General features: G+C 58.7%; 14 protein-coding genes. 7 read left to right on the top strand and 7 right to left on the bottom strand.

Annotated features, from left to right (window positions below):
• The first annotated feature begins 102 nt into the window (after nucleotides 1–102).
• The 3 genes from AC1RMF_RS10365 (at nucleotide 103) to yjfF (ending at nucleotide 3,679) form a co-directional block, all read left to right on the top strand.
• Nucleotides 103–1,632: a sugar ABC transporter ATP-binding protein gene (locus AC1RMF_RS10365; RefSeq protein WP_493141391.1), complete on the top strand. Its 1,530-nt coding sequence runs from the start codon at nucleotides 103–105 to the stop codon at nucleotides 1,630–1,632.
• Nucleotides 1,633–1,709: 77 nt separating this feature from the next.
• On the top strand, nucleotides 1,710–2,717 hold the full coding sequence (locus AC1RMF_RS10360; protein ID WP_493141572.1) for an ABC transporter permease: 1,008 nt from the start codon (nucleotides 1,710–1,712) through the stop codon (nucleotides 2,715–2,717).
• A complete protein-coding gene (gene yjfF / locus AC1RMF_RS10355; protein ID WP_342619819.1) occupies nucleotides 2,714–3,679 on the top strand; it encodes a galactofuranose ABC transporter, permease protein YjfF in 966 nt (321 codons plus the stop codon). Before AC1RMF_RS10360 ends, yjfF begins: the two co-directional genes overlap by 4 nt.
• 38 nt (nucleotides 3,680–3,717) lie before the next feature.
• Here yjfF and AC1RMF_RS10350 read toward each other — a convergent pair whose 3' ends face one another.
• Nucleotides 3,718–4,512, bottom strand: a complete 795-nt coding sequence (locus AC1RMF_RS10350; protein WP_493141390.1) for a metallophosphoesterase — start codon at nucleotides 4,510–4,512, stop codon at nucleotides 3,718–3,720.
• Complete coding sequence (locus tag AC1RMF_RS10345; RefSeq protein WP_493141389.1) at nucleotides 4,509–5,474, bottom strand: LysR family transcriptional regulator; 966 nt, start codon at nucleotides 5,472–5,474, stop codon at nucleotides 4,509–4,511. Before AC1RMF_RS10345 ends, AC1RMF_RS10350 begins: the two co-directional genes overlap by 4 nt.
• A gap of 142 nt (nucleotides 5,475–5,616) precedes the next feature.
• Between AC1RMF_RS10345 and AC1RMF_RS10340 the strand changes: the two genes are divergently transcribed.
• Complete coding sequence (locus AC1RMF_RS10340) at nucleotides 5,617–6,024, top strand: hypothetical protein (protein ID WP_493141388.1); 408 nt, start codon at nucleotides 5,617–5,619, stop codon at nucleotides 6,022–6,024.
• A gap of 89 nt (nucleotides 6,025–6,113) precedes the next feature.
• Here the strand turns inward: AC1RMF_RS10340 and AC1RMF_RS10335 are convergent, their stop codons facing one another.
• Together AC1RMF_RS10335 and AC1RMF_RS10330 are read right to left on the bottom strand one after the other, a co-directional pair.
• The gene (locus tag AC1RMF_RS10335) at nucleotides 6,114–7,997 is read right to left on the bottom strand and encodes a phosphoenolpyruvate carboxykinase (GTP) (protein ID WP_493141387.1); all 1,884 of its coding nucleotides are present in this window, start codon (nucleotides 7,995–7,997) and stop codon (nucleotides 6,114–6,116) included.
• Between the two features lie 402 nt (nucleotides 7,998–8,399).
• Nucleotides 8,400–8,534, bottom strand: coding sequence for a hypothetical protein (locus AC1RMF_RS10330; protein WP_342619814.1), 135 nt, complete (start codon nucleotides 8,532–8,534; stop codon nucleotides 8,400–8,402).
• Between the two features lie 192 nt (nucleotides 8,535–8,726).
• Between AC1RMF_RS10330 and AC1RMF_RS10325 the strand changes: the two genes are divergently transcribed.
• Entirely contained in the window at nucleotides 8,727–9,020 is a 294-nt protein-coding gene (locus tag AC1RMF_RS10325) for a hypothetical protein (protein WP_342619813.1), read from the top strand.
• An 11-nt stretch (nucleotides 9,021–9,031) separates the two neighbouring features.
• On the opposite strand, the gene recQ is transcribed toward AC1RMF_RS10325, so the two are convergent.
• The 3 genes from recQ to AC1RMF_RS10310 all read right to left on the bottom strand — a co-directional run bounded on the left by recQ (nucleotide 9,032) and on the right by AC1RMF_RS10310 (nucleotide 12,038).
• Nucleotides 9,032–10,891 carry a DNA helicase RecQ gene (gene recQ, locus AC1RMF_RS10320; protein WP_493141571.1) on the bottom strand — a complete coding sequence of 620 codons (1,860 nt, stop codon included), beginning with the start codon at nucleotides 10,889–10,891 and terminating at the stop codon, nucleotides 9,032–9,034.
• A gap of 17 nt (nucleotides 10,892–10,908) precedes the next feature.
• Nucleotides 10,909–11,493, bottom strand: coding sequence for a cyclic nucleotide-binding domain-containing protein (locus AC1RMF_RS10315; RefSeq protein WP_493141386.1), 585 nt, complete (start codon nucleotides 11,491–11,493; stop codon nucleotides 10,909–10,911).
• Between the two features lie 113 nt (nucleotides 11,494–11,606).
• Nucleotides 11,607–12,038 (bottom strand): magnesium chelatase subunit ChlI family protein, encoded by a 432-nt coding sequence (locus AC1RMF_RS10310; protein WP_493141385.1) that lies wholly within the window; start codon nucleotides 12,036–12,038, stop codon nucleotides 11,607–11,609.
• A gap of 347 nt (nucleotides 12,039–12,385) precedes the next feature.
• On the opposite strand from AC1RMF_RS10310, the gene AC1RMF_RS10305 reads away from it, so the two are divergent.
• Together AC1RMF_RS10305 and AC1RMF_RS10300 are read left to right on the top strand one after the other, a co-directional pair.
• Nucleotides 12,386–12,739, top strand: coding sequence for a helix-turn-helix domain-containing protein (locus tag AC1RMF_RS10305; RefSeq protein WP_493141384.1), 354 nt, complete (start codon nucleotides 12,386–12,388; stop codon nucleotides 12,737–12,739).
• Nucleotides 12,740–12,744: 5 nt separating this feature from the next.
• Nucleotides 12,745–13,287: an ImmA/IrrE family metallo-endopeptidase gene (locus AC1RMF_RS10300; protein ID WP_493141383.1), complete on the top strand. Its 543-nt coding sequence runs from the start codon at nucleotides 12,745–12,747 to the stop codon at nucleotides 13,285–13,287.
• Nucleotides 13,288–13,606 lie beyond the last annotated feature (319 nt).

Here is a 13,606-nt window from a genome sequence, read left to right as displayed (position 1 = left end):
CCAGCCTCAGGGCTCAGTCAATCATCTACATCCCCGGTGTTAGCGGGGATGGTTCAGAGGACAGGCCACGGTGTGGCTTGTCCTGTTTGAGGCGCAAGGACAATGACCAACAAACCACAGACTGCTCCGGTACTGGAGCTCTCCGGTGTGGCCAAACACTTTGGCGGAACGCAGGCATTGAGCGGCGTGAATTTGCGACTGTTTGCCGGCGAAGTGCATGCGCTGATGGGGCAGAACGGGGCTGGCAAGTCCACCCTGATCAAGGTGCTGACCGGCGTGCACCGTGCAGACCAGGGCGACATGCGGCTGGAAGGGCGCAGCATCCATGCGACTTCACCGGTACAGGCCCAGAACCTCGGCATCAGCACGGTGTACCAGGAGGTCAACCTCTGCACCAATCTTTCGGTGGCCGAGAACATCTATGCAGGGCGTTATCCGCGCCATGGTGCCGTCAAGGCCTGGGCGATTGACTGGCAGCGCATGCACCGCGAGGCGTCGGAACTGCTGGCCCGCCTGAACCTGGATATCGATGTCACCCAGACGCTGGGCAGCTACTCGGTGGCCGTGCAGCAGATGGTGGCCATTGCGCGCGGGCTAAGCATTTCAGCCAAGGTGCTGATACTGGACGAGCCAACCTCCAGTCTGGACGATGAAGAGGTGGAGCGCCTTTTTGCGGTGCTGCGCCAACTGCGCGACCAAGGTCTGGCCATTCTGTTTGTGACCCATTTTCTGGACCAGGTCTATGCGTTGTGTGACCGCATCACCGTGCTGCGCAATGGCGAACTGGTGGGTGAGTATCCGGCTGCGGAGCTGGGGCACAGTGCACTGATATCAGCCATGGTCGGGCGCGACATGGTCGCCGGTCTGACGCCAGCTTCCAGCGCACTGTCCGAGGCGGCGACACAGGCTCCCGAGTTGCTGAAGGTCACCGGCCTGGGGCGCCGAGGTCAGGTCAAGCCGCTGGACCTGACGCTGCACCGTGGCGAAGTGGTGGGGCTGGGTGGCTTGCTGGGCTCTGGTCGAACCGAACTGGCCCGTTTGCTGTTCGGGCTGGATCGCAGCGATGCGGGAACCATGGTGCTGCAGGGCGAAAGCGTGCACATGGATTCGCCCGCGCATGCCATTCGTCTGGGGCTGGGCCTGTGCCCAGAAGACCGCAAGGCCGAAGGCATCATTGCCGAGCTGTCGGTGCGCGAAAACGTCGCGTTGGCCTTGCAGGCGCGCCAGGGTTTGTGGCCTTTCATCTCCATGGCACAGCAGACGGCACTGGCCGAAAAATATGTGGCGGCGCTGGGTATCAAAACCGCCAGCATCGAGACCCCCATGGGGCAGCTCTCGGGCGGCAATCAGCAAAAGGCCGTACTTGCGCGCTGGCTGGCGACCCAGCCCTGCCTGCTGATTCTGGACGAACCCACACGCGGCGTAGACATCGCAGCGAAACAGGAAATCATGAACGAAATTTTGTCCCTGGCACGGCAAGGCATGGCGGTGCTCTTCATCTCCTCCGAGATGGAAGAAGTGGTGCGGGTCTCGGACCGCATCGTGGTGATGCGTGACCGAGCCAAGGTGGGTGAGCTTCCCGCTGGCAGCGCCGACCATGCGGTTTACGCCATGATTGCGGGGCAGGCATGAGCGTGACAGCTTCCCAAGCAGGCTTGGTTACCCGCCTGCGTACGCATCCCTTGTTGTGGCCGGTGGTGACGCTGGCGATGATTCTGGTGGTCAACGCCAGCCTGAACCCGGGTTTCTGGGTCTTGCAGTGGCGTGATGGGCACTTGTACGGCAGCGTTATCGACATCCTCAACCGCGCAGCACCTCTGATGTTGGTGGCCCTGGGGATGACGCTGGTGATTGCCACCCGCGGCATTGATATTTCGGTGGGTGCGGTGGTGGCCATCAGCGCCTCGGTGGCGGCATTGATGATTGGCGGAACGCTGGTCATAGAGAACGGCGTGCCAATGCGGGTCAGTCGCTTCCCCATGCCCTTGGCGATCGGGTGCGCGCTGCTGGCGTCGCTGGCCTGCGGCCTGTGGAATGGTCTGCTGGTGGCCAAGATTGGGCTGCAGCCCATCATTGCCACGCTGATCCTGATGGTGGCCGGGCGCGGCATCGCGCAATTGGTAACCGGTGGCCAGATCGTGACCGTGTACTACACACCCTTCTTCTACTTTGGCAACGGCTTTCTCTGGGGTTTGCCGTTTGCGCTGTTCATCGCGGCGGCTGTCTATCTTCTGGTGCATCTGGTGGTTACGCGAACGGCGCTGGGGCTGTTCATCCAGGCCATAGGCATCAACCCTGCGGCGGCACGCCTGGCTGGCGTGCGTGAGCGCCTGATCAGCATTTGCGTCTATGCGTTCTGCGGACTGACGGCTGGCATTGCCGGCATCATCATCAGCTCCAATGTGAAGAGCGCGGATGGCAACAACGCTGGCAATTTGATGGAACTCGACGCGATCCTGGCGGTCACGCTGGGCGGCACCTTGCTCACCGGTGGGCGCTTCAGCCTAGCGGGCAGCCTGATAGGTGCTCTCATCATCCAGACGCTGACGTCCACCATCTATTCCATAGGCGTCCCGCCCGAAATCAACCTGGTGGTGAAGGCCGCGGTGGTGTTTGTCGTGATGCTGCTGCAGTCGGCCGAGTTCCGTCGGGCAGTGCATGGCTGGGTCGTGCGTCCGCAGGCCGCAGTGGCAATGGGCAAAGGGGGCAAGGCATGAAGCTGGAACCCAAATACATGCCGCTGGCGGCAACGGTCTCGCTGTTTGTGGCCATGGCCGTGTTCGGCTCGGTGTCCTACACCGGCTTCTTTTCCGTACAGGCCTTCTTGAACCTGCTGATTGACAACGCCTTTCTGGTCATCGTGGCCGTGGGCATGACGTTTGTCATCCTGACGGGTGGCATCGACCTCTCGGTAGGCTCGGTGGTGGCACTCAGCACCATGGTGCTGGCCGAGCTGGTGGAAAAGCAGCATTGGAGCCTGTGGTTGGCCATTCCCCTGGTGCTGTTGATGGGCACGGCCCTGGGCGCGTTCATGGGATGGCTGATCCAGCGCTTCCGGCTGCAGGCCTTTATCGTTACCCTGGCCGGCATGTTCCTGGCACGCGGATTGTGCTACTTGATCAGCATCGACTCCATCAGCATCACCGACGAAACCTACACGGCCTTGGCGCAGATGCGCGTGCCACTCTGGGCCGATGGCGCTGCGGTGTCACTCAGTGCCATATTGGCTTTGCTGGTGGTTGCTGCAGCGTTCTTTGTAGCGCATTCCACCGAGTTTGGCCGCACCGTGTATGCCATCGGTGGCAGCGAACATTCGGCCATGCTGATGGGCTTGCCTGTGGCGCGCACCACGGTGCTGGTCTATACCCTGAGCGGCTTTTGCTCAGCACTGGGGGGCGTGGTGTTCACCTTCTACATGCTGTCAGGCTACGGCTTGCACGCCGTGGGGCTGGAGCTGGATGCCATCGCCGCGGTGGTCATTGGCGGCACGTTGCTCAGCGGTGGTGTGGGGTATGTGGTGGGCACGCTGTTTGGTGTGCTCACGCTGGGCATCATCCAATCGCTCATCATGTTCGATGGGTCGCTCAGCTCCTGGTGGACGCGCATTGTGATCGGTGCGCTCCTGTTCGTGTTCTGTGTGCTGCAGCGGGTGTTCGAGACCAAGCGCAACGCGCACTGATTGAACAGTTGCCCTGGCGCACCGCCTGGACAGCCGCGCTAGGTGCCAACCTCTATCAGCAGATCGGATCGAAAGGAAACCTGCTCATTCTTGCGGGCATAGCCCAGGGGATTGGCCACCACGCGGCAACCGTTTGCAATGTAGTCGCTGGGCGCGTGCAGATGCCCGTGCAGCCAAACCTGCGCCTGTTTCAGCAAATCGTCCAGCGTGTTGCAGAACCCGGCGGTTCCCGGTGTGAGTCCATAGCGCGGGTCGGCACTTCTCAGGCTGGGCGCGAAGTGGGTCACCACCACCGTGGTTCCCTCAAACGGGCTGTCCAGGGCTTCGCGTAGCCACCGCTGGCACACCAGAGCCTGCGCATGCAGGCCTTCAGCCAGCCATGGCTCACCTGCGCGAACGGTATCGGTTTTCTTCAGGTAGAAATTGGCGGCACGGTAGGCTTTTTCGGGTGCGCCCAACGCGCCAAAGTCGCTCCACAGCGTCGTGCCAACGAAGCGAATGGCTGGCGCCTGGTGGCTTGCCGGAATCACATGGCTGGCGCGCTCCAGCCAGATCAGGCCCAGCCGGTCGCAGGTCTCACGCAGGCGTGCATGCGCGGCGTCGAAGTCCATGCCATCATATTCGTGGTTTCCGGGTACAAACAGCACAGGCGTCGGCCAACCGTGCAATGGTGAAAACTGACGCAGACCGAAATCCGGGTCCTGCATCTTGTTGCCAGGCTGGTAGGAGCCTATGTCGCCAGCCAGGACCAGCAGGTCCGCATCTGGGTTGGGATGGGCGCGCCAGTAGGGATCGGTTTCCAGGTGCAGGTCGGATAGCAGTTGTAGTTTCATGCGGGGAAAGCCTTGTCAGCGAGTGCCAGTACCTTGGATCGCAACCAGGCGTGGGCGGCAGATGCGTCTTGCCGATGGTGCCACACCGCATCCACCTGGATGGTGGGCACCTTGAAAGGCAACTCACGCTGTACCAGTTGATCTGCAAACCCCGTCACGTTGACAAAGTGGCGCGGCAACACGGTCAGCAGATCCGAGTTGGCGACCACCTTGCCTGCTGTGAAGAATTGGTTCACGGTCAATACCACCCGGCGTTTGCCTCCTTTTTTGGCGAGCGCTTCGTCCACAAATCCGAAAGCGTGTCCGGAAAAGCTTACCAGCAGGTGGCGGGCCTGGCAGTAGCGGTTCAGTGTCAGCGGTAGTTTGGCGTAAGGGTGGCCCTCACGCATGACGCACACGTAGTCGCCCTGGAACAGACGGTGGTGCATGTACGTTGGAACTTCCCCCTTCTGATCCTGCAAGGACAGTTCTGCCATGGCCATAGGAAAGTGACCGATGGCGATGTCGGCACGTTCGCTATCCAGCAGTTTGCGCGGGTCGCGCGTCGTCAGCGGCAATACGCGCAGACTCACGCCCGGTGCTTCATTGCCTATGGCATCCACCAGGCCGGGCATCAGCTCGGCCGCGGTTGCATCTGCCATGGCCAGTACAAACACGTTCTCGGCAGACGATGGCTGGAATACGCCGGGCGCCAGCGTGCTTTGCAGGTTGCGCAGGCTTTCACGCACGATGGGCCAGAGTTCTGTGGCCCTGGCGGTGGGCTCCAGGGCGCGACCCTTGCGCACCAATAGCTCGTCCCCCAACGACGCCCTCAGCCGACGCAGCGCGTTGCTGACGGCAGGCTGTGTCAGCGACAGCCGTGCCGCCGCTTTGGTCAGGCTGCGTCCTGCCATCACTTCGTCAAACACCTTGAGCAGGTTCAGATCAAAGGTACGCAGGTTGAATGGGGCATTGGTTTCCATGGCTTTCGCGATACCTTATTACATTCACTATATGAATAACAATGATCACTAACCAAAAGTAGACCAACACTAGTGAAAACCCTATGATTTGGCCATGTCCACTTATTCCCTCCGTTCAGTCAATCTCTCCCGGGAGTTCGCCATGGCACGTTTTGCTGAACCACATTTCTTCATCCTGCCCAGGGCAGCGTCCCATTCGGCGCCGTCTGTAGGCGTTGAAGCGGGTTCCGATGGCTCGCGTACGCTGGCTGGCATGCTGTTGGCTGCCGCCATGGCTGCTCTGCTGGTGGTAGCCGATCAGGTCATAAATACCTGGTCAGACGGTCACTTGTTGGCGGCTTGGGTTGCACTGTGGACCGTTGCCTTCGCTGCTCTGGCGCTTCTGGCACCGCCTTTGCGGCACGTGGCGGCATTCGCATCTGCCGGCATGTTCAAGCAGTTGGCCGAGTGGCGTGCACGGCGTGATGAAGCGCACCTGTGGGAGTTGGCATGCCATGACCCGCGAGTGGTGGAGGAAATCCGGGTGGCCATGGGGCGCATGGGCACCTGATTTCGGTAGCTACCCGGGCAAAAAAAAAGCCACCTTGCAGGGTGGCTTTTTAGTTGGTGCGCCTCTGATGGGCGCATTTCCGTTGTGGATCAGGCGGTAAGGCGCTGCTCCAGCTTTGCTTTTGTCTCTTCGAGTTCTTTGGGCAAGTGGTAGGCGAGTTGCGTGAACAACTCGGTGTGAAGTGCGAACTCCTGCTTCCAGGCGTCCTTGTGCAGGTTGGTGACCGAATCGAACTGGGCGGCGGTGAAATCCAGCCCGGTCCAATTGAACTCTGCATAGGCAGGCGCCACGCCGAATCCGGTTTCCACGCCCTTGGCATTGCCTTCCAGGCGGTCAATCATCCATTTCAGTACGCGCATGTTGTCGCCGTAGCCGGGCCAGACGAACTTGCCATCATCACCCTTGCGGAACCAGTTCACGCAGTAGATCTTGGGCAGGGTGTGGCCGCCTTCTTCCAGTTTGTGTTCCATATCCAGCCAGTGCTGGAAGTAGTCGCTCATGTTGTAGCCGCAGAAAGGCAGCATGGCAAACGGATCGCGGCGCACCACGCCCATCTGGCCGACGGCGGCGGCGGTGGTCTCGGAGCCCATGGTGGCAGCCATGTAGACGCCTTCCATCCAGGTGCGGGCTTCGGTCACCAGGGGAACCGTGGTGGAGCGGCGGCCACCAAAGATGAAGGCGTCAATGGCCACGCCGTTGGGGTCGTTCCACTGGCTGTCCAGCGCCGGATTGTTGGTGGCCGTCACGGTGAAGCGCGCATTCGGGTGAGCCGCCTTGGCACCGGTTTCCTTGGCGATAGCAGGAGTCCAGTCCTTGCCTTGCCAGTCAATCAGGTGATCGGGGAATTTGCCGGTGTCCTTTTCCATACCTTCCCACCACACGTCACCATCGTCCGTCAAAGCCACGTTGGTGAAGATGACGTCCTTGTCCAGACTGGCCATGCAGTTGGGGTTGGTGTGGAAGTTGGTTCCGGGGGCCACGCCAAAGTAGCCTGCTTCGGGGTTGATGGCGTAGAGCTTGCCGTCCGCATGGGGTTTGATCCAGGCGATGTCGTCACCGATGGTGGTGACCTTCCAGCCTTCAAAACCAGCTGGGGGCACCAGCATCGAGAAGTTGGTCTTGCCGCAGGCACTTGGGAAGGCAGCAGCAACGTGGTATTTCTTGCCCTGGGGATTGGTGACTCCCAGGATGAGCATGTGTTCAGCCAACCAGCCCTGGTCGCGGCCCATGTTGGAGGCGATGCGCAGGGCAAAGCACTTCTTGCCCAGCAAGGCGTTGCCGCCGTATCCGGAACCATACGACCAGATTTCACGGGTCTCGGGGTAATGGACGATGTACTTGGTCTTGTTGCAAGGCCAATTCACGTCGGCCTGGCCGGCTTCCAGGGGAGCGCCAACCGTGTGCACGCACGGCACGAAGGCGCCATCGACACCCAGAACGTCGTACACGGCCTTGCCCATGCGGGTCATGATGCGCTGGTTCACCGCTACGTAGGCGCTGTCACTCAGTTCGATGCCGATGTGGGCGATGTGCGAGCCCAGAGGGCCCATGGAGAACGGCACCACGTACATGGTGCGACCCTTCATGCATCCGTCGAATAGTGCTTTCTGGCCGTCCTTGCCGGTTTGTAGCAGGGCGCGCATTTCGGCGGGCGCCATCCAGTTGTTGGTGGGGCCGGCGTTTTCCTTTTTCTCGCTGCAGATGTAGGTGCGGTCTTCCACGCGGGCCACGTCGCTGGGATCGGAGCAGGCCAGGAAACTGTTGGGGCGCTTGGCTGGGTTGAGCTTCTTGAACGTGCCGTTGTCGACCAATTGCTGGCACAGGCGCTGGTATTCCTCGTCGGAGCCATCACACCAGTAGATAGATTGGGGCTTGCACAGGGCGGCCATCTCGGCAACCCAGGCAATGAGGCGCGCATTTTTGACGTAGCTGGGGGCTTCCAGCGTGAGTCCTTGCATTACGGGTGAATTCATGAAAAAGCTCCTAAGTTTGAAAATCGCCTTTTCAAAAAAACTGTGGGAAGCTCTTTGAAAAGGGGACTCGCCAAGCGCACTTCGAGGGAAGTTCGTTTGGATGAGTCGTCGATTCTATGAACCGGTACCGGAGTTACCAAGTAATTACATCCAAAAGTAATGCAAAAAATGCATGACTTTATACTTCTATTGGGCGGGAATTTTGCGATGTGATTGCATGGCAGGACGAATGCAACTGTTTCCGAGTCAATGACCGACAGCAATGGTCTTGTAGCACCTTGGTGGCGCAGCTATGGCCTACGGGGATAGGTGCGCACGCAGAAAAGCCCTCGGGAGCCACGAGGGCCCGCGAAGGCTTTTCTGCAATCTTGAGCGGAAGGAGGGCGGAGGAACCCTGACGGGTCAGGCCATGGAGACGGCAATGAATGCCAGTAGGAAGATCAGTACGGCGCCAGCCAGAGGCAATATCACCGGGATCATGGGCACGACGCCTTCAACGGTGTCAGACGAAGTGGCTTCAGTATGGTGAGCGGACATGAGGGTGTCTTCCTTAAGAGTTCTTGACACGGATTCTATCTATTTCGCCAAAGAACCCAATAAGCCACTGCATTTGGTTACATGCGCATTTCATCATTTGTCAACCGTTTGGACGGTTGGCGCGTCAATACACGCAGGGGGATGCATGAGATATGCGACAAGCATCCGTGTTCATAGACTTTCACTGTATATATGCACAGAGATACGATTCAGGTTCCTGAAAAGGGCACCTACAAATGGCAATTGTTCAACTATTGGTCTGACGAATTTCGCCAGACCCATAACGATCACTCCGCCTACATCGCGCTGAATTTTGCAGGCGCTTTGGACACCTGCCGTACCAAGCTACAGGCGCTTATCCAGCATCACCGTCAACAAGCCGCAAAGGCCGCATCGTGCGAGCGCCACAACCGCGCCATTGCCCGCCTGCAAAACACCATGACTGGCGCAGCCATGTCCTTTGAGAACGGATTTAGGCAGCACTAGCCTGACCACAGTCAGGTGACACAGGCAATTGCCACCACGCGCAGTACTTCCTCGGCATAGGCCTCCAGCTTCTTGATGCCTATGCCGCTGATGCCTTGTAAATCATCCAAAGACTGAGGCGCCCGCTGGGCAATGGCCGCCAGCGTCGCGTCATGAAAAATCACATAGGCGGGCAAATTGTGCTGGCGTGCCACCTCGGCGCGCCACGCCTTCAGGGCCGAGTACCGTAGCAAGCCCTCGCTGTCCAGGGAAATGGGAGCCTTTACCACAGCACCCAGGCGTGCATTTCGCTTGGGCCGCTTGTCCTTCTCCGCAGCAGACTCCCGCAGGAGCACAGGCACTTCACCTCGCAGCACGGCGCGAGACTGTTCCGTGAGCTGCAATGTGTTGAAAGCCTGCCCGTCCACATGGATGGCGCCCATGGCAATCATCTGGCGCAGCACGCCGCGTAACTGCATTTCGCTGAAGCCTGCGCCAATCCCGAAAGTGCTCAGCGCTTCATGCCCATACTGGCTGGTCTTTTCAGTCGTCTTGCCGCGCACCACATCCATCACGTGACCGGCGCCAAAGCTCATGCCGCTCATTTGCTGGATGCGGTACACCGTGCTGAGCAACTTGCGTGCGGCATCTGTGCCGTCCCACACCGCTGGCGGGTGCAGGCAGTTATCGCAATTGCCACAGGGTTGGCTTTGTTCGCCAAAGTAACCTAACAGACGCATGCGTCGGCAATCGGTGGCTTCGGCCAATGCCAGCAGGGCATCCAGCTTGCCGCGCATGACCTGTTTGAAGTCTTCGCCAGCCGGGCTCTCGTCGATCATCCGCCGCTGGTTCACCACATCCTGCAGACCGTAGGCCATCCACGCGTTTGCGGGCAGGCCATCGCGTCCCGCGCGCCCGGTTTCCTGGTAGTAGCCCTCGATATTCTTGGGCATGTCCAGGTGGGCGACAAAGCGAACGTCGGGTTTGTCGATGCCCATGCCGAAGGCAATGGTGGCGACCATCACAATGCCTTCCTCGCGCAGAAAGCGATCTTGGTGGGTCTGGCGCGTCTTGTTGTCCAGGCCGGCATGGTAGGGCAAGGCATTGATGCCGGCTTCCACAAGCGTGTTTGCCATATCTTCCACCTTGCGGCGGGACTGGCAATACACAATGCCTGCGTCACCCGGATGCTCGCGCTCAATGAATCGCAGCAATTGCAAGGTGCTATCGCGCTTTTCCACAATGGTGTAGCGGATGTTGGGGCGGTCGAAGCTGCTCACGAAGGCGCGAGCGTCCTCGAGCTGGAGGCGCTCCACGATGTCTTCCCGCGTCAGCGCGTCGGCCGTAGCCGTCAGCGCCATGCGTGGCACTCCGGCAAAGCGCTCGTGCAGTACGGTCAGTGCACGGTATTCGGGCCTGAAGTCGTGTCCCCACTGGCTTACGCAATGAGCCTCGTCGATGGCGAACATACTTAGCAGCCCGCGCTCAAACAATGAATCCAGCAGTGCCAGAAAGCGTGGCGTGGTCAATCGCTCGGGCGCTGCGTACAGAAGCGTGATCTCGCCACGCAGCATGCGTTGCTCGATCTGGTAGGACTCGTCACCGCTCAAAGTCGAGTTGAGAAACGCCGCACTCACACCGGCTTCATGCAGTGCACCCACCTGGTCGTGCATGAGCGCAATCAGCGGTGAAACTACAATGGTGACACCGTGTCCCAGGCGTTGGCGCGCAATGGCGGGGATCTGGTAGCACAGGCTCTTGCCGCCCCCGGTGGGCATGAGAACCAGGGCGTCACGCCCGGCAACCATGTGTTCAACAATATCCTGCTGGGGACCGCGAAATTGTGCGTATCCGAAGACGTCGCGAAGTATCTGGTGGTGGGACAAAGCGATATGCGGGCGATAACGCCTTATGTGCCTTTGATAGGAGAAGCCGGCGTGCTGGAATGCGCCAGCTCCTCGCGCATGGCGGTAGCCAGACGGGCATAGAGCTTGAGTTGGCGGTTGGTGTCTCGCAGACGCTCGGCAATGCTGGCAGATACGCCCAACAACAGGCGCGCTGCAACCACGGGGTCATGCTGAATCATGGCTTTGATGGCGTCGCGGGTGAGAATGGCGCACCACAGATCCGTATTGGCCGTGCACGATGCGGAGCGTGGCTCGCTGTCGACCAAGCCAATTTCACCAATCAGACTTCCCGGGCCCATGACGCGGATGGTGACCGGTTCATTGTTGCTGATGGTCACGCGCTCCACCACCACCTCGCCCTCGATTAAAAGGGCCATGAAGCCACTGTCGCTGGCATCGCCTTCGCGTATGAACGTTGTGTTGGCGGGCACAAAGCGGGGCGTCATATATCCCACCACAACACGCGCCTCTTCGAGCGTGAGGCCAGTCATGGCCTCGGGAGCGGACAACAGTTGGGCTGCGAATTCGGCACCTGAGCCACCCAGTGCCACGGGTATCTGGTCTATGGTTTCTATATGGGTACTCATGGCATTTCGCGAGGCGTCCTCTCAAGTCTGGCAGCGATGGTAGCGCAGAAGGTGGGCCGCCGGGTCACCTGGAAGCGCACATGAAGATCGTGTCCAAAGACCATCGCTGAACTTCATGCCATCTGTTGGGCCACTTGCTGGCGGTATTGCAGAGCCTCGGCGGCGTGCAGCAGCTCAATCCTTTCGCTGCCGGCCAGATCTGCGATGGTGCGGGCGACTTTCAGGGTCCTGTGGATTCCTCGCGCGGACCAACCCAGCCGGGACGCGGCCGAGCGCAGGAATTGGACCGTGGGTTCGTCCGGACATGCGTGCGCATCGATTTCACCAGCCGTCAGCAGTTGATTGGTCTTGCCCTGGCGCACCAGCGCCCGCTCACGCGCAACCAGACAGCGCGCACGTATCTGCCCGGACGACTCACCGACCGGAGCACCCAGCAAGTCGGACGTGGGGATGCTGGGCACTTCCACATGCAAGTCAATGCGATCCAGCAGCGGCCCGCTCAGCCTGCCCTGGTACCGCTGAAGGTTTGCAAATTTACTGAACATAGAAGTTCAATCAAATCAATAGCTTATGGACCATCTTTGAACTTTGGCAACGTTGCGATATTCGCAGTTAGCGCACACAAGGCGCTTTCCGATCAAAGTTGTTGATTGATGGTCTGTGCGGACGGCAGGGAGTTCTGCAGCCAAGCCATGCTGGCATGGGCACATGCACGACCATCACATGGCAGTTGACCACTCTCGCTTCCCAAACTAAACCGAAGCGAAGCATAAAAGTACTACAAACGAACTTTATTTATCCTGAAAATTGATTTTTTAAACCGAATGGGTTTAAAATTTGCGCACGTCGCGGTAAGACGACCAAATACACCACCTAACTGCAAGGAGAGACGATGGCACTAACTGACTTCGGAAAGGCGGTCCGTACAGCGCGGATCGAAACCGATGCTACGTTGTCCCAAATGGCAGAGGCCATTGGGGCTACGCCCGCGTTCTTGAGCGCGATAGAAACAGGCCGTAAAAAAATTCCATCGGCTTGGATAGAGAAGATTGATGTTTTCTTCAAACACAAAGGCAAAGTGATCCCCAACCTCCAAGAGTTGGCCACAGTTGCCAATGGGGAAGTGAATGTCAGTGGTCTGCCTCCAGCACAACAAATGCTGGTTGCGGGTTTTGCACGTACTAGTCTGGACGCAGAGCAGCTCAAAGAGTTTGAACAGCTACTGCGTAATGCCATGAAGGATTAAATACCATGAGCGGCTTGCACAGTGGATTTCGAGTTTCACCTCAGTCAAAAGGCAAAATAAAAACCATTGCCCAAAATGCGCGAGCCGCTTTGAATATTCCCCCAGGGGCGCTCAACGCCGAACTTCTACTAGAGCGATTGCACACTTACGGCATCGTTGTAGATGTATTTGACAAGGCTTCTGCACCAGTCCCGTTAGAAGTGGAAGCCTGTTGGGTTCCGAGTAGCCGTACCTTATTTATTCGGGATACGGTCTATGAGGAAATTTGCAACTGTGAACCACGCGGACGGTTCACAGTTGCTCATGAACTAGGTCACATCCTTCTGGCGCATCAGGTTACGGTGAACCGCGAATCGGCCACGCCGAACATGAAGAGATATGAAAACTCTGAGTGGCAGGCCAACACGTTTGCGTCTGAATTCTTAATGCCGGAAGCGGAGATGCGCCAAAAGAATTTACGAACGGCTCAGGCCGTAGCGGCACATTTCAAAGCCTCATTGAAAGCGGCAGAAATACGTGTTCAAAACGTATGGGGAGACGTTTCATAAAAAAGTGAGCAGAAAGTTCCAGTTTCTGCCCACCTTGATACCGATTACGGGTGAGGTATCGGCTGCTTCATGGGAAGCGTTTGGATTCTACGCCAATCGCCGCAACGCAGCAATTCAACCCCTTGCAACCTTTTTGTAGGAGTCAGAAATGACTGTCAACGAAAACAATAGCGGCGGACGCTGGGTGTATGCCCGTTCCATTGTAAAAAATGGACGTGTTATCTACCCAAAGAATGCGCGATTCTTTCGGTTCTGGGTGAAGGATTAAATCCTTACGCCTGGAAAGCGGCGCCCGCTGAGTAGGCGGTGGCGACTGTTC

The sequence above is a fragment of the Rhodoferax sp. GW822-FHT04A08 genome (genome assembly GCF_058801025.1).
Note: the sequence above shows the minus strand (reverse complement) of the source record. Positions and strands in the feature narration are given on the sequence as shown.